Below are 17538 nucleotides of genomic sequence, written 5' to 3'. Positions count from 1 at the left end.
CCCCTCCCCCGGCGGCACGTCCTCCACCCGGCCCACGACCACGCCGGCCGGCGCCGAGACCTCGGTGAGGCTCATCGGACCGGCACCTTCGGCAGCGCGACCAGCGGCAGCGCGGGGCGGAACTGGCCCGCCGTCGCCGGTTCGGGCCCGTCCTGCCCCCACGGGTCGCGGTAGGCGTCGATGGAGCGCTGGATGCCGGCGTCGAGGTGGGCCGCGTCGTCGTCCAGCGCCTGCCGGATCGTGTCCAGCCCGACGCGGGGCACGAAGTCGTAGGTGCGCTCCAGCCAGTTGGCGTTCTCGCGGTAGTGCTGCAGGAACCGGCCGGTCAGGGTGAGCACGGCGTCCCGGCCCTCCACCGTGGCCAGCAGGTCGCCCTTGCGGACGGTGGCCCCGGCGGCGCCGCCGACGTAGACCTCCCACTTCCCGCCGCCGACGGCGACCACGCCGACGTCCTTGACGTAGGCCTCGGCGCAGTTCCTCGGGCAGCCGACGACGGCCATCTTGATCTTGGCCGGGCTCTCGATGCCCTGGAACCGGGTCTCCATGTCGATGCCGAGCTGGGTGGAGTCGTCGAGGCCGAAGCGGCAGAAGTCCGAGCCGACGCAGGTCTTCACCGTGCGCATGCTCTTGCCGTACGCGTAGCCGCTGGGCATGCCGAGGTCGGACCACATCGCCGGCAGGTCCTCCTTGCGGACGCCGAGCAGGTCGATCCGCTGGCCGCCGGTCACCTTGACCATCGGCACCTCGTACTTCTCGGCGACGTCGGCGATCCGCCGCAGCTGCGCCGGCGTCGTCACCCCGCCCTTCATCTGCGGGACGACGGAGAAGGTGCCGTCGCGCTGGATGTTCGCGTGGACGCGGTCGTTGATGAACTCGGCGTCCTTCTCGGGGACGTGGTCGTGGCCCCACATCATCTTGAGCAGCGACGTGAGCCCCATCTTCGACCGCGCGTCGTCCTTCCCGCCGGGGGCGAGGGCGGCGAAGACGGCGGAGACGCTGCGCAGGTCCCGCTCCCGGATGGCGGCCATCAGCTCCGGCTTGGCCATCGGGATGCCGGGCACGTAGTACGAGGCGGCGGGGTCCTCGGCGACCTCGCCGTCCGCGGCCCACTCGACGACCTGCTTCACCAGTGACCTGCACGAGCCGCAGCCCTTGCCCGCGCGGGTGCGGTCCATGACCGCCCCGACGCTGCCGCAGCCGGCGGCCACCGCGCCGCAGATGTCGCCCTTGCTCACCCCGTTGCAGTTGCAGACCTGGCTGTCGGCGGGCATCTCGGCGACGCCCACCTCCGCCACCCCGTCGGAGAGGTCGACCAGCAGCCGGATCCGCTCCTGGGGCAGCGGCGCGCCGCGGTCGAACGCCTGGGTGAGGAAGGCGACCTTGCGGGTGTCGCCGAGCAGGGTGGCCCCGACCAGCTCGTCGTCGCGGATCACCACCGACAGGTGCACGCCGCGCCGGGGCTCGGAGATGACCAGGAACTCGTCGTCGTCCCGCTCGGGGGTGCTCACCCCCATCACCGCCACGTCGACGCCCGCCACCTTGAGCTTCGTCGCCGTCCGGCTGCCGTGGTACGCGGCGTCCGGGTCGGTGCCGGTCAGCACGTCGGCCAGGACCTTCGCGTGCTCCCAGGCCGGCGCGACCAGCCCGTAGACCTCGCCGCGGTGCTGGGCGCACTCACCGATGGCGTAGACGTCGGGGTCGTCGGTGCGCAGCTGGTCGTCGACGACGACCGCCCGCTCCACCTCCAGCCCGGAGCGGACGGCGAGGTCGGTGTGCGGCCGCACCCCGGCGGCGACGACGAGCAGGTCGCAGTCCAGCCGCCGGCCGTCCTTGAGCACGACGCCCTCGACGGAGTCGGTGCCCAGCACCTCGGTGGCCAGGACGTCGAGGTGGACGGTGATCCCGAGCTGCTCGACGCTGCGCTTGAGGACGGCGCCGGCCTCGGCGTCGAGCTGGGCGTTCATCAGCCACGGCATCGCGTGCACGAGCTCGACGTGCAGCCCGTGGCCCTGCAGCGCCCGCGCCGCCTCCAGGCCCAGCAGCCCGCCGCCCATCACCACCGCGCGCCGGCAGCGACCGGTCGCCGCGAGCATCGCGCGGGTCTCGTCGATGGTGCGGAAGCCGTGCACCCCGGGCAGCAGCGAGCCGTCGTCCCGCCGCACCCCGGCCATGGGCGGGATGAAGGAGTAGCTGCCGGTGGCGAGCACCAGGTGGTCGTAGCCGGTGACGCTGCCGTCGGCGGCGTGCACCTGCTTGGCGACGGTGTCGATGCGCTCCACCCGGACGCCGGCCCGCAGGTCGACGCCGTTGTCGCAGTACCAGTCGTGGGAGTTGAGCACGATGTCGTCCTCGTGCTGCTCCCCGGCCAGCACCGGGCTGAGCATGATCCGGTTGTAGTTGCCGTGCGGCTCGTCGCCGAAGACGGTGATGCGGAACTGGTCGCCGCCGCCGCGCTCGAGCACCTCCTCCACGAAGCGGGCGCCGGCCATGCCGTTGCCCACCACGACCAGCCGGGCGCGGGGGTCGAGGTCGTCGTCCAGGTGCAGGGCGGTGGCGCCGGCCAGGCGGGCGCCGAGGATCGCCGACATCTCAGACCTCCACCAGACCCAGGTCGACGACGATCTCGCCGGTGACGCCCTCCGGCGCGGCCGCGTGCAGCTCCAGGACCGAGCCGCCCACCACGTCCTCGACGACGCGCAGCGGCACGTGCGTGTCAGCCCTGGCGCCGATCGGGAACCAGCGCACCGGCTCGCCGTCGCGGACCAGGAGCACGTAGACCAGCTCGCCGGTGGCGTTGCCACCGCGGAAGTACAGCGCCTGCGCGCTGCACCCGGCGGGCACGGTGTAGCGCAGGGCGGGGTCGATCGGGCCGGGCTTGGCCAGCCCCTCCCCGGTGATGGGGAAGACGCCTTGCAGGAAGCGCGGGGTGCTCTTCACGGGGGTTCTCCTGGTCAGCGAGCCGGACGGACGGGTGCGGGACGGCGGGCGCGGGACGGGTGCGGTGGCGGGCCGGTGGGGCACGGGCCGGGGCTGGGTCGCGGCCGGCGGCGGCGCGACGCGCTCCTCCGGGCCGGTCACGCGGGTGACGGCGACGGCGCAGGCCTTGAACGGCGGCATCCGCGACGTGGGGTCGAGGTCACCGGCGTCGGTGAGGTCGTTGGCCCCGGCCCAGTGGAAGGGCACGAAGACGACGTCGGGCCGGATGGCGTCGGTGACCTGCGCGTGGAACCGGGCGCGGCCACGCCGGGTGGCCAGCTCGACGACGTCGTCCTGCGCGATGCCAAGCCGGGCGGCGAGGTCGGGGTGCAGCTCGGCCCGCGGGCCGGGCGCGACCAGCTGGAGGCTGCGGGTGCGGCGGGTCTGGGTGCCCGACTGGTACTGGGCGAGCACCCGGCCGGTGGTGAGCACCAGCGGGTAGTCGGCGTCGGGCCGCTCGTGCGCGTCGACGTGCTCGACCCGGAGGAAGCGGGCCCGGCCGTCGGGGGTGGCGAACCGCTCGGTGAACAGCCGCGGGGTGCCGGGGTGCCCCGGCGAGGGGCACGGCCAGAACACGCCGCGCTCCTCGTCGATGCGCCGGTAGCTGATGCCGGCGTAGTCGGCCGTCCCCCCGGCGCTGGCGCGGCGCAGCTCCTCGAAGACGGTCTCCGGGTCGCCGCTGAAGCCGTGCACCCCCAGCCGGCCGGCCAGCGTCGCCAGCACCTGCAGGTCGTCGGGCACGCCGTCGGGCGGGTCGAGGGCGCGGCGCCGCCGGATGACGCGGCCCTCGAGGTTGGTCGTGGTGCCGGCCTCCTCGGCCCACATGGCGCTGGGCAGCACGACGTCGGCGAGCTCGGCGGTCTCGGAGAGGAAGAAGTCGCTGACGGCGAGGAAGTCCAGGTCCCGCAGCCGGCTGACGACCCGGCGCGCGTCCGGCGCGGAGACCGCGACGTTCGACGCCAGGACCAGCAGGGTGCGCACCCCGCCGTCGGTGCCGAGCGCGTCGAGGAGCTCGTACGCCGACCGCCCCGGCACCGGCAGGTCGTCCGGGTCGACGCCCCAGACCGCGGCGACGTGCGCACGGGCGGCGGGGTCGGCCAGCGACCGGTAGCCGGGCAGCTGGTCGGCCTTCTGCCCGTGCTCGCGACCGCCCTGCCCGTTGCCCTGGCCGGTGATCGTGCCCCAGCCGCTGCCCCGCCGGCCCGGCAGGCCGAGGGCGAGCGCCAGGTTGATCCACGCCTGCGCGGTGTCGGTACCGCTGCGGTGCTGCTCGGCGCCACGGGCGGTCAGGATCATCGCGTTCCCCGCGCGGGCCAACGCGAACACGGTGCGCCGCTGGTCGGCGACGGGCACGCCGGTGAGCCGCTCGACGCGGTCGGGCCAGTACGCGGCCACGCCGGCCCGCACCTCGTCGAAGCCGGTGGTGCGCGCGGCGACGTACCGCTCGTCGACCAGCCCCTCGGCCACCGCGATGTGCAGGAGGCCGTTGGCCAGCGCCAGGTCGGTGCCGGGCAGCGGCTGCAGGTGGAGATCGGCGTTGCGGGCGGTGGCGGTGCGGCGCGGGTCGACGACGACGTGCCGGGCGCCGCGCTCGCGGCCCGCGTCGAACCACTGCATCGCCGGGGGCATGGTGTCGGCCGGGTTGCTGCCCACCAGCACGACGACGTCGGCGTCGGCGATGTCGCTCAGCGGGAACGGCAGCCCGCGGTCCAGGCCGAACGCGCGGGTGGCCGCCCCCGCGGCGGACGACATGCAGAACCGGCCGTTGTAGTCGATCGCGCTGGTGCGCAACGCGACCCGGGCGAACTTGCCGAACTGGTAGGCCTGCTCGTTGGTGAGCGAGCCGCCGCCGAAGCAGCCGACGGCGTCGCGCCCGTGGGTGGCCTGGGTCCGCTCGATCGCCGCGACCAGCCGGTCCAGCGCCTCCTCCCACGTGCTCTCCACCAGCGGGCTGGTGCGGTCCCCGGCGACGGCGCGGACCAGCGGCCGGGTCAGCCGCTCGGGGTGGTCCAGCAGCTCGGCCGACGACCAGCCCTTGGAGCACAGCCCGCCGCGGTTGGTCGGGAAGTCCAGCGGGACCAGGGTGGCGGGGCGGTCCCCGGCGGTGACGGCCATCCCGCACTGCAGCGAGCAGTAGGGGCAGTGCGTGCTCGTCGTCCTCGACGCACGCACCCCCGGGGCGGCGGCGGTCGGCGAGGCGGGAGCGGGCACGGGGACGAGAGTGGGTCGCCGTCGTTTCCCGGCGTCGACCCCGGCGTCAAGGTTGCGTTCCGTTCACCTCACCGCGGCCGCCGGGCCGGTGTGCGGCGGGACCGGTCAGGTGCCGACGGCCGGCCCCGGGAGCCGCGCCGGGTCGTCCACGGGGTGCACGCCCACCTGGCCCTCCGGGACGAGGAGCGCCCCGCTGACCGACAGGACGGCGTCCTCCACCCGGTGGTGGATCGTCTGGGCGGTGATCCACCCGTCCTCGATCAGGTAGGAGTCGATCCCGCAGCGGATGTCGAACTGCTCGTTTGCGGCCGCCCCACTCGAGCACCGCCATCCGGTCGTCGGCCAGGACGTAGCCGTACGAGTAGGTGCCCTCGGCGGCCGCCCGCCACAGCCGGTGGGCGGACGCGCGCACGCCGTCGTGCCCGCGGAACACCTCGCGGGCGGAGAGGACCACGACCTCGGGGTGGTAGTTCTCGGCGAGGTCGGCCTCGAGGTCGCCGGAGCGGCGGTGCTGGAGGTGGGAGGCCATGACCTGGCGGGCGGTGCGGCTGCGGGGATCGCGCGCGGCTGTGGTCATGCCCCCGATCGTGGCCCTGCCGGCGGCCGCCGTCGACGCCGCGCCCGTACATGGTGGGATCAGGGGGTGACCCCTCCAGGCCCGGTCGTCCGGCGGATCGACGACCCCGACGAGCCCGGCCCCGACGTCCGCCTCGCCGAGCAGCGGGACGTGCCCGCCATCGCCGCCACGCTCACCGTCGCGCTCGCCGACTCCCGCTGGACCCGGTGGGCGCTGCCCGACGACGGCCGGATGCAGCGGCTCACCCGGCTCAACGAGCTGGATGCGGCCCACCGCGGGGTGGCCACCGGCACCGCGTGGGTGACCGAGGAACGCGACGCCGTCGCCGTCTGGGACCCGCCGCCCGGCGCATCCGGCACCCGCCCGCTGCCGGACGACGTCCGGGCGGCGCTGGCCCGCGAGCTGCCCTACCTGTCCGCCGACCGCGCCCGGGTGGTGGCCGAGACCGAGGCGCTGGTGACCGCGGCGCTGCCCGACCGGCCGCACTGGCGGCTGCGGCACCTGGGCGTCCGCCCGTCGTCCCGACGAAGGGGGCTGGCCGCCGCCGTCCTCGCCCCGGTGCTGGTGCGCTGCGACGCGGAGAAGACCCCCGCCGCCGCGGCGGTGTTCGGCTGGGCCAACGTGCGGTTCTTCCGGGGCTTCGGCTTCCAGGTCGCCGAGACCACCCGCACCAGCGACGACGAGCTGCCGCTGTGGGTGCTCGTCCGCGAGCCGCTCTCGCTCAGCTGACCGCCGTCCTGCCGACCCCCGGAGGCCTCGTGCCCAGCGCTGCCGCCCGCCTGCTCCCCCCGCTGATGCGCCTGCTCCGCTTCCGGCGGGAGTTCGAGCACCCGGAGCGCATGCTGCGGGGCGTGGAGGAGCGGCTGCTGCGCCCGGTGCCGTACGGGCCGCCCCGCGGGCTCGGCCCGGTGGAGGTCGAGGTGGACGCCCGGCACGAGACCGGCTGGCCGGTGTACCGCGTCCTCCCCCGCGACCGGACGCCGGAGCGGGCCGCCGTCTACGTGCACGGCGGTGCCTGGGTCAACCAGATCCACCCGCTGCACTGGCGCCTGGTGGGCCGGCTGGCCGCCCGCAGCGGCACCGCGATCACCGTGCCGGTCTACCCGCTGGCACCCCGGGGGACGGCGGCGACGGTGGTGCCGCGGGTGGCCGACCTGCTCGCCGCGCTGGCCGACCGGTACGGCGCCGGGCGGGTCACCGCGATGGGCGACTCGGCCGGCGGCCAGATCGCGCTGTCCGCCGCGCTGCTCCTCCGCGACCGCGGCGTGCCCCCGCTGCACCGGACGGTGCTCGTCTCACCCGCGGTGGACCTGACCCTCGCCAACCCGGAGATCGACCTCGTCGAGCCGCGGGACCCCTGGCTCGCCCGACCCGGCACGCGGGCGGCGATCGAGCTCTGGCGCGGCGGGCTGCCGCTCACCGACCCGCTGGTCAGCCCGCTGTTCGGGGAGCTGGCCGGGCTCGGCCCGCTGACCGTCTTCAGCGGCACCCGCGACATCACCAGTCCGGACACCCGGCTGCTGGTCGAACGGGCCCGGGCGGCCGGCGTGCCGGTCGACCACCACGAGGAGGAGGGGCTGGTGCACGTGCACCCGCTGCTGCCGGTGCCGGAAGGGCGGCGGGCGCGGCGCGTGGTGACCGCCGTCCTCGCCGGCTGAGGAGCCCCCGCGCCGCGCCGGAGGTGCTGGCGCCCCCGCGGCCGCGCTGACATCGTCCCCTCGAGGTGTGTCGATCCGGCGGGTCGCCGTTCGTACTGGGGGTGAGCGACCGGCACGGAGCCGGCGCCGGACCCCGGGAGGCAACCATGGCCCAGTACCTGCTCAGCATCGTCCAGCCGGTCGGCGAGGTGCCGCCGCCGGAGGAGCTGGAGCCGGTGATGGAGGAGCTCGCGGCGCTCAACGAGGAGATGCAGGCCGCCGGGGCGTGGGTCTTCGCCGCCGCGCTCCACCAGCCCGAGGCGTCGACCGTCGTCCGGGCACAGGGGGACGACGTGCTCGTCACCGACGGCCCGTACGCCGAGGCCAAGGAGTTCGTCGGCGGGTTCGACGTCATCGAGGCCGCCGACCTGGACGCAGCCCTGGGCTGGGCCGGCAAGCTGGCCCGCGTGCTCGGCGGCCTGCCGGTCGAGGTCCGGCCCGTCGCGCAGACCTTCTGACGCCCGTGGCCGGCGCCGTCGCCGAGGTCGAGCGGGTCTTCCGCGAGCACCACGGCAAGGCCGTCGCCGTCCTCACCCGCCTCCTCGGCGACATCGACGCCGCCGAGGAGGCGGTGCAGGACGCGTTCCTCACCGCGGTGCAGCGCTGGCCGGGCGACGGGGTCCCGCCGAGCCCGGCCGGGTGGATCGTCACCACCGCCCGCAACCGGGCGGTCGACCGCTGGCGGCGCGACTCCACCCGCACCGACCGCCACGTCCAGGCCGCGCTGCTCCGCGGCGATCCCGCCCCCGTCGAGGAGGGGCCGGTGCACGACGACCGGCTGCGGATGGTCTTCACCTGCTGCCACCCGGCGCTGGCCGCGCCCGCCCGGGTGGCGCTCACCCTCCGGCTCCTCGGCGGCCTCACGACCGCCGAGATCGCCGCGGCGTTCCTGGTGCCCGAGACGACGATGGCGCAGCGCCTCGTGCGGGCCAAGGCCAAGATCCGCGCGGCGGGCATCCCGTACCGGGTGCCGCGCGAGGCGGAGCTGCCCGACCGGCTGCCGGCCGTGCTCGCCGTCGTCCACCTGATCTTCACCGAGGGGCACACCGCCACGAACGGAGAGGCCCTCGTGCGGGCGGACCTGTGCGCGGAGGCGATCCGGCTCGGCCGCGTCCTCGCCGAGCTGATGCCCGACGAGCCGGAGGTGACCGGCCTGCTGGGGCTGATGCTGCTCACCGAGGCGCGCCGGCCGGCGCGGACCTCCGCCGACGGTGATCTCGTGCCGCTGGCCGACCAGGACCGGTCGCGCTGGGACCGGGTGCTGGTCGCCGAGGGCCAGGAGCTGGTGCGGCGGTGCCTGCGCCGAGACCGGCCGGGTCCCTACCAGCTGCAGGCCGCGATCGCCGCCGTCCACAGCGATGCGCCGACCGCGGCCGCGCCCGACTGGCGGCAGGTCGTCGCGCTCTACGACCACCTGCTGGCGCTCGCGCCGAGCCCGGTCGTCGCGCTCAACCGGGCCGTCGCCGTCGCCGAGGTCGAGGGCCCGGCCGCGGGGCTGGCGCTGGTCGACCGCCTGGAGCTGCCGCACGACCACCTGCTGCCGGCCGTCCGCGCCGACCTGCTGCGCCGCGCCGGGCGGGACCAGGAGGCGGCCGCGGCGTACGACGCGGCGATCAGGCGGTGCGGCAACGAGCGCGAACGGGCGTTCATGCGGCTGCGGCGCGATGGGTTGTCGCCGTCCCGACGGTCGGAGGAGGCATGAGCACCCCCACCGCCCTGGACGTCACCTTCACCGCGCCCATCGAGGAGGACGGCGCGTTCCCCACCCACCTGGAGGTCCCGGACTCCACCGCGCTGCCGGGCCCCCGCCGCGCGCTGAAGGTGACCGGCACGCCGACGGGCACGCCTTCGCCGCCACCCTCGTGCCGTCGGGCACCGGACCGCACTGGCTGCCGCTGCGCGCGGCGATCCGCTCGGCCATCGGGAATAGCCGCGCGGGCGAGCAGGTCACCGTGCACCTGCAGCGGCGGCTGAGCCAGCCGTCACGCCGCGGCGGCCGCCGGTCAGTCCCAGTCCCGGCGCTGCTGCTTGAGCTGCCCGCGCTGCTTCTTGGCCTGGATGCGGCGCTCCTGGGAGCCCCGCGTCGGCTTGGTGCGGCGCCGGGCCGGCGCCGGTGGGGCCAGCGCGGCCCGCAGCACCGCGGCGAGCCGCTCGCGGGCGGCCTGGCGGTTGCGCAGCTGCTGGCGGTGCTCGCTCGCGGCGACGGTGAGGACGCCGTCGACGAGGCGGCCGGCCAGCCGTGAGGCGAGCCGCGCCCGCTGCGGGTCGCTCAGCCCCGGCAGGTCCAGCGGCCGCACCGAGAGCTCGACCCGGGAGTCGGCGGTGTTGACGCCCTGCCCGCCCGGCCCCGAGCTGCGGGAGAAGCGCCACGACTGCGCGGCCGCGGGCACGACGAGGGAACCGGTGACCGGGAGGTCACCGGAGGCGTCGTCGGTCCCTGGCACCCGGACAGTGTGGCCGACGCAGGTCAGCCGCCGGGCGCCAGCGGGCCCGGCGCCAGGTGCTCGGCGGTCCACCCGGGCACCGCGCCGGCCCACTCCGTGCGCTCGGCCTCGTGCACGCCGCGCAGGATCCGGCGCCAGGTGAGGGCCCGCTGCAGCGGCGCGACGTGCAGCGCCTGGTCGCACAGCTCGCGCAGCTCCGCGGGGGTGCCGTGGTCGAGCCACTGGTCCAGGTAGGCGTCGCGCAGCCGGAACAGCGCCGGGTGGCCCGGCGACAGGTCCAGCACCTGCCCGGCGAACCGCAGGACGACCAGCAGCACCAGGAAGGGGTGCGAGATCGACGCGTCGCCCCAGTCGAAGAAGCGGTAGCCCCCGCCGCCGGCGAAGACGTTGCCGTCGTGCAGGTCGTCGTGCTGCACCGTCGCCGGGACGCCGCCGTCGGCGAGCTCCCGGCAAGCCGCCGCGTAACGGCCGGTCCCGGCGAGCACGCGGGCGCGCACCTCCGGAGCGAGGCCGTCCGGGCGGCCGGCCTGCTGCGCATCGCCGTCGGCCAGCAGGTCCGCCACCAGCGCGGGCAGCCGCTCCGGGCGGTGGTCGGGGACCCCGAGGGCGACCAGCCCGTCCGCGTGGTCCGCGACCTCGGCCTGCAGGCGGGCGTGGGCGACCAGCATCGCCGTCCAGGCGGCGAGGTCCGCGCCGGCCTCGCGCAGCGTGGGCCCGCCGTCGGGCAGGAGGAGCAGCCGGCGCCCGCGGTCGACCGCCAGGGGCACGAGCACCCGCTCCGGCACCCGGACCGCGAGCGCCTCGGCCAGCACGGGCTCCTGCGCCGACCCCGGGCCGACCGCCTTCAGCCAGACCGCCTCCCCGCCGCGCAGCGGGATGCGGAAGGCGGTGGACCAGGCGCGCACGTGCGGCTGCTCCGGCTCCCCGCCGGGGACGAGGCCGGCGCGTTCGAGCTGCCCGGCGGCCCACCCCAGCGCGGCGGCCCGCCACCCCGGGTCGCGCCACGTGCGGGTCCCGGTCACCACCGGGCGACCGTAGGCGACGCCGGCCGCGCTCCGGGTCAGGCCGGTACCGGGTCGGTGCCCCCGGCAGCGCCGGGGCGGCAGCGCACGAGCCGGCGCAGCGTCAGCCAGGAGCCGCGGAGGGCGCCATGGGTCTCCAGCGCGTCGATGGCGTAGGCCGAGCACGTCGGGGTGAACCGGCAGCACGGCCGGCGCCGCGGGCTGATCTCGCGCTGGTAGTACCGGACGGCCGCGACCAGCCGGGCCGCGGCCCCGCCGCCCTGCTGCCCCGCCCGGATCGCCGGGAACGAACGGGGGGCGACGAGCAGCAGGTCCATCCCGCAGCCGATCGCGTTGGCCAGGCAGCAGCCGGTGTTGAGGAAGAGGAGGTCGCGCAGGCAGGAGTCGTCGCGCCGGCGGCGGCCGTAGCCGGGGCCGTAGCCGTACCCGGGGCCGTACCCGGGGCCGTAGCCCCGCCCGTAGTGCCCGGCGTAGTGCCCGCGGTAGCCGCCGCCGCGGGGCCTGCGCCGGCGGGGACCCCAGCCACTGCTCCAGATGAAGACCATGGGTGCGCAGGTACCGCGGGATCATGGTGTCCATGCCCGATCTCACCGACGCGCTCGCCGCCGGACCGGTCCTGCTGGACGGCGGCCTGTCCACCGAGCTCGAGGCGCGCGGGCACGACGTCTCCTCCGCGCTGTGGTCCGCCCGCCTGCTCCGCGACGACCCGGCGGCGGTCGTGGCCGCGCACGCCGCCTTCGCCGCAGCCGGCGCCCGGGTGGCGACGACGGTGAGCTACCAGGCGACCGTCGAGGGGTTCGCCGCCGCGGGGGTGGGCGCGGCAGAGGCCCACCGGCTGATCGCCTCGTCGGTCGCGCTCGCCCGCGAGGGGCAGGGCGAGGGCTGGGTCGCGGGATCGGTCGGACCTTACGGCGCGATGCTCGCCGACGGGTCGGAGTACACGGGGGACTACGCCGACCGGGTCGGCGTCGCCGCGCTGCGCGCGTTCCACCGGCCCCGCATGGAGCTGCTCGCCGAGGCCGGGGCCGACGTGCTGGCGTGCGAGACGGTGCCCGCCGCCGCGGAGGCCGAGGCGCTGGTGCTGGAGGCGCAGGCGCTCGGGGTGCCGGTCTGGCTCTCGCTGACCACGGTGGTGGACGACGGTGGCGTCGTCCGCACCCGCCGGGGCGAGCCGGCGGCCGAGGTCTTCGCGATGGCCGGGGACGTCGACGCCGTCGTCGCGGTCGGCGTCAACTGCACGGCGCCCTCCGGCGTCGGCCCCGCGGTGACCCAGGCGGCGCGCACCGGGAAGCCGGTGGTCGTCTACCCGAACAGCGGCGAGGCGTGGGACGCCGTCGCGCGGGGGTGGACCGGCACCCCGGGGATCGCTCCGGACGACGTCCCCCGGTGGGTGGCGGACGGCGCGCGGCTGATCGGGGGCTGCTGCCGGGTGCGGCCGCAGCACCTCGCCCGCCTCGCCCGCACCCTGCCCTGATCGACGCGTCCGCCCGCCGGGCTGCGAACACCGGTCCGGTCGTGGAGGATGCCGCCGTGATCCTGCCGGAGGTCCCGGACCCTCGACTGGTGACCATCCGGCGCGGCGGGACCCTCACCGACGCCGACCACCACCTCCTCGCGCTGTGGGCGGCCGCGTGTGCCGAGCACGTCCTCCCGCTCTTCGAGACCGAGCGTCCCGACGACGACCGGCCGCGTGCGGCGATCGAGGCGACCCGCGCCTGGGCCCGCGGGGCGATGCGCATGATGCGGGCGCGTGCCGCCGGAGGGCACGCGATGGCCGCGGCCAGGGACCTGCGGGGTGCGGCCCGGCACGCGCCTACGCCGCCGGGCAGGCGGGCGCGGTGGCGCACGTCGCAGCGCACGAGCTCGGGGCCGCCGCCTACGCGGTCAAGGCGGTGCGCGCGGTGGCGCCCGCGGGTAGCAGCGACGCCGCGGGGTCGGCCGAGTGCCGGTGGCAGCGGGACCAGCTCCCCGAGGGCGTCCGCGCCCTGGTCCTGGACGACCAGCGGCGGCGCAACGACCTCTGCTGGTCCGCCTTCGACTGCTGAGCGGGCCCTGCGACGGTCAGCCCAGCTGATCGTGCAGCGCCCTCCCTCACGCTGGGCTGTGAGGGAGGACGCCCCGTGATCAGGTGAGCTGATCGTGGCCGCGTCAGAGGATGGGCTTGCCGCCGGTCACGGCGACCCGGGCGCCGGAGACGTAGGACGCCTCGTCGCTGGCCAGCAGCACGTACACCGGCGCGAGCTCGGCCGGCTGACCCGGACGGCCCATCGGCACCTGCTGGCCGAAGCCCTCCACCTTCTCCTCCGGCATGGTCGCCGGGATCAGCGGCGTCCACACCGGCCCCGGGGCGACGCTGTTGGCCCGGATCCCCTTCTCCGCCAGCATCTGCGCCAGCGACGCGGTGAAGTTGGCGATCCCGGCCTTGGTCATCGCGTAGGCGATGAGGTTCGGGCTGGGGTTGTCGCTGTTCACCGACGACGAGTTGATGATCGACGCCCCCGGCTGCATGTGCGGCAGCGCGTCCTTGGTGAGGGTGAACATCGCCGAGAGGTTCGTGGCGAGGGTGAAGTCCCACTCCTCGTCGGAGATCTCCTCCAGCGAGTCGTGGCTCATCTGGAAGGCGGCGTTGTTGACCAGCACGTCCACCCGGCCGAACTCCTCGACGGCCTTCGGGATGATCGTCCTGCAGTGCGCGCGGTCGGAGATGTCACCCGGCACCAGCACGCACCTCCGGCCGGCCTGTTCGACGTACCGGGCGGTGTCCTGGGCGTCCTCGTGCTCCTCCAGGTAGGAGATGAGGACGTCCGCGCCCTCGCGGGCGAAGGCGATCGCCACCGCGCGGCCGATGCCGCTGTCGCCACCGGTGATCACGGCGACCTTGCCGGCCAGCCTCCCGGAGCCCTGGTAGCTCTCCTCACCGTGGTCGGGCTTCGGCGTCATCTCGCCGAGCGTGCCCGGGGTGCTCTGCTGCTGGGCGGGCTGGGAGTCGGGGCGGGGTTCGGACACGGGCGTCCACCTTCCTGGTCGGGAGCGCTGTGCACCCGGGCGCTGGTCTCACGCCCCTGCGGTGCCGCGGCGCGGGGCGACTACCCGCCGCCCGGCGTACGGAACCCCGGACGACGCACGACCCGGGCGGGAGGAGAGGCGCACCTCGCTGTGCACCCCTCCTCCCGCCCGGGTCGGGAGGGTCCTGCTCTGCTCAGGCGGCGCGCGCCACCGGGCCGTGGGTCGCCGCGGCGCCGAGCGGCACCCAGCGCATCTCGAGCCGCCGCCGGCCCGCCTGGTCGGTCACAACGGTCCACCGGCATTCCGGGCAGAAACGTTCACGCATGGTCTCGGCCACCTTCCGTTCACCTGTTGTTCACCTTCCTCTCCGGTTACGGCGGATGTCACACCTCACCGCAGGTCTCGTTACCGGATCGTTACCGTCCGCCTGGCACGACTCCGCCGTGGGGCCTGGGTCCGGGGAAGCAGGAGCCCGTCGGGCACGCTGTCCCTCCTGATGACGACCACCGCCGCCCCTCCCCTGCTGGACGACCCCGGCGACCTCACCGCGCTGCGCGCGACGGGCGCCGATCCCGACGCGCTGTTCGCGGCCTTCGCCGAGTGGGCGGAGGCGGGCGGCACCGCCCTCTACCCGACCCAGGAGGAGGCGCTGATCGAGCTGGTCAGCGGCGCCAACGTCGTCCTCGCGACGCCGACGGGGTCGGGCAAGTCCCTGGTCGCCACCGGCGCCCAGTACGCGGCGCTGGCCGGCGGCCGGCGCAGCTACTACACCGCTCCCATCAAGGCGCTGGTCAGCGAGAAGTTCTTCGCCCTCTGCGGGGTCTTCGGCGCGCAGAACGTCGGCATGCTCACCGGCGACGCCGCGGTCAACCGCGACGCCCCGATCATCGCCTGCACCGCCGAGGTGCTCGCCAACATCGCGCTGCGCGAGGGCGGCGAGTCGGAACAGCTCGCCGACGCGCTCGTCGTGATGGACGAGTTCCACTTCTACGGCGACCCCGATCGGGGCTGGGCCTGGCAGGTGCCGCTGCTGGAGCTCCCGAAGGCCCAGTTCCTGCTGATGAGCGCCACGCTCGGCGACGTCACGTCCCTGCGCGAGGACCTGACCCGCCGCACCGGCCGGCCCACGGCGCTCGTGGCCAACGCCGTGCGGCCCGTCCCCCTGCACCACTACTACGCGACGACGCCGATGCACGAGACGATCCAGGAGCTCCTGGACACCAAGCAGGCGCCGGTCTACGTCGTCCACTTCACCCAGGCCTCGGCGCTGGAGCGCGCCCAGGCGCTCATGAGCGTCAACGTGTGCAGCAAGGAGGAGAAGGCCGCGATCGCCGACATGATCGGCGGGTTCCGGTTCTCGTCCTCCTTCGGGACGACGCTGTCGCGGCTGGTCCGCCACGGGATCGGCGTCCACCACGCCGGCATGCTCCCCAAGTACCGGCGGCTGGTGGAGCAGCTGGCCCAGGCCGGGCTGCTCAAGGTCATCTGCGGCACCGACACCCTCGGCGTCGGCATCAACGTGCCGATCCGCACCGTCGTGTTCTCGGCGCTGTCCAAGTACGACGGCACCCGCACCCGGCTGCTGCAGGTGCGCGAGTTCCACCAGATCGCCGGCCGCGCCGGGCGGGCCGGGTACGACACCGCCGGCACGGTCGTCGTCCAGGCACCCGAGCACGAGGTGGAGAACCTCAAGCAGTTCGCCAAGGTCGCCGACGACCCGAAGAAGCGCCGCAAGCTGGTGCGCAAGAAGGTTCCCGAGGGCATGGTGCCCTGGAGCGAGGCGACCATGAACCGGCTGGTCGAGGGCGAGCCGGAGAAGCTGACCAGCCACATGCGGGTGACGACGGCGATGGTGCTCGACGTCGTCGACCGGCCGGGCGACCCGTTCGCCGCGATGCGCCGGCTGCTCACCGACAACCACGAGCCGCGCAAGAAGCAGCTGCGGCTGATCCGGGAGGCCATCGGCATCGCGCGGTCGCTGCTGCAGGCCGGCGTGCTGGAGCGGCTGCCCGAGCCCGAGGCCGACGGCCGGCGCTACGACCTGACGCTGGACCTCCCGCCGGACTTCGCGCTCAACCAGCCGCTGTCCACCTTCGCGCTGGCCGCCATCGACCTCCTGGACCCGGGGTCGGACACCTACGCGCTCGACGTCGTCAGCGTCATCGAGGCCACCCTGGACGACCCACGCCAGATCCTGGCCGCCCAGCTGAACAAGGCCAAGGGCGAGGCCGTCGCGCAGATGAAGGCCGAGGGCATCGAGTACGACGAGCGGATGGAGCTGCTCGAGGAGATCAGCTACCCCAAGCCGCTGGAGGAGCTGCTCGGGCACGCCTACGAGGTCTACCGGCAGAGCAACCCGTGGGCCGCGGACGCCCAGCTGTCGCCGAAGTCGGTCGTCCGGGAGATGTGGGAGCGGGCGTTCACCTTCCGCGAGCTGGTCACCACCTACGGCCTCACCCGGGCCGAGGGCGCCGTGCTGCGCTACCTCTCCGACGCCTTCAAGGCGCTGCGCTCGGGCGTGCCCGCGGCGGCGCGCACCGAGGAGGTCACCGACCTGGTCGAGTGGCTGGGCGAGCTGGTGCGACAGGTGGACTCCAGCCTGCTCGACGAGTGGGAGGCGCTGACGAACCCGGACGACGGGCCGGTTGCCGAGGTCGCCGTCCCCGCCCGGCCGCGGCCGCTCACCGGCAACGAGCGGGCGTTCACCGCGATGGTGCGCAACGCGCTGTTCCGCCGCGTCGAGCTGTGGGCCCGGCGCCGCTGGTACGACCTGGGCGGGCTGGACTCCGGCTCCGGCTGGGACGCCGACCGGTGGGGCGAGGTCGTGCAGGCCTACTTCGCGGAGCACGAGGAGGTGCGCACCGGCGCCGACGCCCGCGGCCCGGCCTTGCTCATCTGGGACAGGTCGGAGCCGGGCACCTGGCGGGTGCGGCAGATCGTCGACGACCCCGAGGGCAACCACGACTGGGGCTTCGACGTCGAGGTCGACCTGGAGGCCTCCGACGAGGAGGGCGCCGCGGTGATCCGGCTGGTCGACGCCGGCCGCAAGGACTAGACCGTCCCCACCGGGCGGGCCACGTCGGCGCGGTCGCCTCACCGCACCCGCAGCCGTGCCGCTCCCGGCCGGGAGGTGGGGCGACCGCGCGCACCGGTCACTCCGCGTGATGGGTGACAACGCGTGACGTCCGACGCGCCGGAATAGTTCCGAAAATGGCATGGTGATGAACCGAGCACGGTGAGCACATGCAGGTCACGGGCTCGCAAGGCCTTGACACCGTTCGCGGCGCGGTGAGACGTTGCCGCCCCTGCCACCGCAACTGGGCAGGTCACCGACCGGTCGAGCATCGTCGTCCAGACCAATGGAGGTCTGCCTCGTGCTTGCTGAACCCGTGGGCCAGGACGGTCGTCCTGCGCCCCGCCCTCGGTAATCGCGCCTGCGGGCGCATCACTCTCCGTCACTGTTTCCCTGTGGACGGCCGGGCATCCGCCACCGGCCGTGACGCGCTGTGCCACGGTCGCCCCCCGACTCGTCGACCGACCCCGCGCTCGTCATCGAGCCCCCGCGCTCGTCATCGAGCGCCCGCGGGCTGCCCCGATCGGCCCCG

The 17538-nt window shown here is 75.3% G+C and carries 13 protein-coding genes and 2 pseudogenes; 8 read left to right on the top strand and 7 right to left on the bottom strand.

All coding sequences use genetic code 11. The features are described from left to right. Nucleotides 1-71: 71 nt before the first annotated feature. Nucleotides 72-2588: a nitrite reductase large subunit NirB gene (gene nirB, locus E9549_RS12985; RefSeq protein WP_236826961.1), complete on the bottom strand. Its 2517-nt coding sequence runs from the start codon at nt 2586-2588 to the stop codon at nt 72-74. A 1-nt stretch (nt 2589) separates the two neighbouring features. Further along, nucleotides 2590-5187: a molybdopterin oxidoreductase family protein gene (locus E9549_RS24195; RefSeq protein ID WP_236826960.1), complete on the bottom strand. Its 2598-nt coding sequence runs from the start codon at nt 5185-5187 to the stop codon at nt 2590-2592. A gap of 643 nt (nt 5188-5830) precedes the next feature. On the opposite strand from E9549_RS24195, the gene E9549_RS12975 reads away from it, so the two are divergent. From E9549_RS12975 to E9549_RS24485, 5 genes and pseudogenes are all read left to right on the top strand, one after another. Further along, nucleotides 5831-6493: an N-acetyltransferase gene (locus E9549_RS12975; RefSeq protein WP_236826959.1), complete on the top strand. Its 663-nt coding sequence runs from the start codon at nt 5831-5833 to the stop codon at nt 6491-6493. Nucleotides 6494-6522: 29 nt separating this feature from the next. Continuing rightward, nucleotides 6523-7422 carry an alpha/beta hydrolase fold domain-containing protein gene (locus E9549_RS12970; protein WP_236826958.1) on the top strand — a complete coding sequence of 300 codons (900 nt, stop codon included), beginning with the start codon at nt 6523-6525 and terminating at the stop codon, nt 7420-7422. A gap of 146 nt (nt 7423-7568) precedes the next feature. Continuing rightward, nucleotides 7569-7919, top strand: a complete 351-nt coding sequence (locus E9549_RS12965) for a YciI family protein (RefSeq protein ID WP_236826957.1) — start codon at nt 7569-7571, stop codon at nt 7917-7919. Between the two features lie 5 nt (nt 7920-7924). Beyond that, nucleotides 7925-9163 (top strand): RNA polymerase sigma factor, encoded by a 1239-nt coding sequence (locus tag E9549_RS12960; protein ID WP_236826956.1) that lies wholly within the window; start codon nt 7925-7927, stop codon nt 9161-9163. Next, nucleotides 9126-9365: pseudogene (locus E9549_RS24485) on the top strand (hypothetical protein); the annotation flags it as partial. The gene E9549_RS12960 and the pseudogene E9549_RS24485, both read left to right, overlap by 38 nt. Before the next feature lie 99 nt (nt 9366-9464). On the opposite strand, the gene arfB reads toward E9549_RS24485, so the two are convergent. The 3 genes from arfB to yidD are packed head-to-tail and all read right to left on the bottom strand — an operon-like array spanning nt 9465 to nt 11472. After that, a complete protein-coding gene (gene arfB, locus E9549_RS12955; protein ID WP_236826955.1) occupies nt 9465-9905 on the bottom strand; it encodes an alternative ribosome rescue aminoacyl-tRNA hydrolase ArfB in 441 nt (146 codons plus the stop codon). A 23-nt stretch (nt 9906-9928) separates the two neighbouring features. After that, complete coding sequence (locus tag E9549_RS12950) at nt 9929-10927, bottom strand: phosphotransferase (RefSeq protein WP_236826954.1); 999 nt, start codon at nt 10925-10927, stop codon at nt 9929-9931. A 38-nt stretch (nt 10928-10965) separates the two neighbouring features. Further along, nucleotides 10966-11472, bottom strand: a complete 507-nt coding sequence (yidD, locus tag E9549_RS24480) for a membrane protein insertion efficiency factor YidD (protein ID WP_236826953.1) — start codon at nt 11470-11472, stop codon at nt 10966-10968. A 32-nt stretch (nt 11473-11504) separates the two neighbouring features. Here yidD and mmuM point away from each other — a divergent pair, with 32 nt between their 5' ends. Both mmuM and E9549_RS24475 read left to right on the top strand, forming a co-directional pair. Next, nucleotides 11505-12401: a homocysteine S-methyltransferase gene (gene mmuM, locus E9549_RS12940; protein ID WP_236826952.1), complete on the top strand. Its 897-nt coding sequence runs from the start codon at nt 11505-11507 to the stop codon at nt 12399-12401. Then, nucleotides 12314-12972 (top strand): annotated as a pseudogene (locus E9549_RS24475) (putative immunity protein). Before mmuM ends, E9549_RS24475 begins: the two are co-directional and overlap by 88 nt. A 103-nt stretch (nt 12973-13075) precedes the next feature. On the opposite strand, the gene E9549_RS12930 reads toward E9549_RS24475, so the two are convergent. Further along, a complete protein-coding gene (locus tag E9549_RS12930; RefSeq protein WP_236826950.1) occupies nt 13076-13933 on the bottom strand; it encodes an SDR family oxidoreductase in 858 nt (285 codons plus the stop codon). 193 nt (nt 13934-14126) lie between these two features. Continuing rightward, nucleotides 14127-14270: a hypothetical protein gene (locus E9549_RS12925; RefSeq protein WP_236826949.1), complete on the bottom strand. Its 144-nt coding sequence runs from the start codon at nt 14268-14270 to the stop codon at nt 14127-14129. Nucleotides 14271-14429: 159 nt separating this feature from the next. On the opposite strand from E9549_RS12925, the gene E9549_RS12920 reads away from it, so the two are divergent. Next, a complete protein-coding gene (locus E9549_RS12920; RefSeq protein ID WP_236826948.1) occupies nt 14430-16988 on the top strand; it encodes an RNA helicase in 2559 nt (852 codons plus the stop codon). The last annotated feature ends 550 nt before the right edge of the window (nt 16989-17538 follow it).

The organism is Blastococcus sp. MG754426 (genome assembly GCF_021699055.1).
GTDB lineage: Bacteria > Actinomycetota > Actinomycetes > Mycobacteriales > Geodermatophilaceae > Blastococcus.
This window is presented reverse-complemented; position numbering and strand designations above follow the sequence as displayed.

Excerpts from the sequence above, each read along its gene's own strand:
- nirB (WP_236826961.1), bottom strand. The coding sequence starts at position 2,588 with ATGTCGGCGATCCTCGGCGCCCGCCTGGCCGGCGCCACCGCCCTGCAC.
- E9549_RS12965 (WP_236826957.1), top strand. The coding sequence starts at position 7,569 with ATGGCCCAGTACCTGCTCAGCATCGTCCAGCCGGTCGGCGAGGTGCCG.
- yidD (WP_236826953.1), bottom strand. The coding sequence starts at position 11,472 with ATGGTCTTCATCTGGAGCAGTGGCTGGGGTCCCCGCCGGCGCAGGCCC.
- mmuM (WP_236826952.1), top strand. The coding sequence starts at position 11,505 with ATGCCCGATCTCACCGACGCGCTCGCCGCCGGACCGGTCCTGCTGGAC.
- E9549_RS12920 (WP_236826948.1), top strand. The coding sequence starts at position 14,430 with ATGACGACCACCGCCGCCCCTCCCCTGCTGGACGACCCCGGCGACCTC.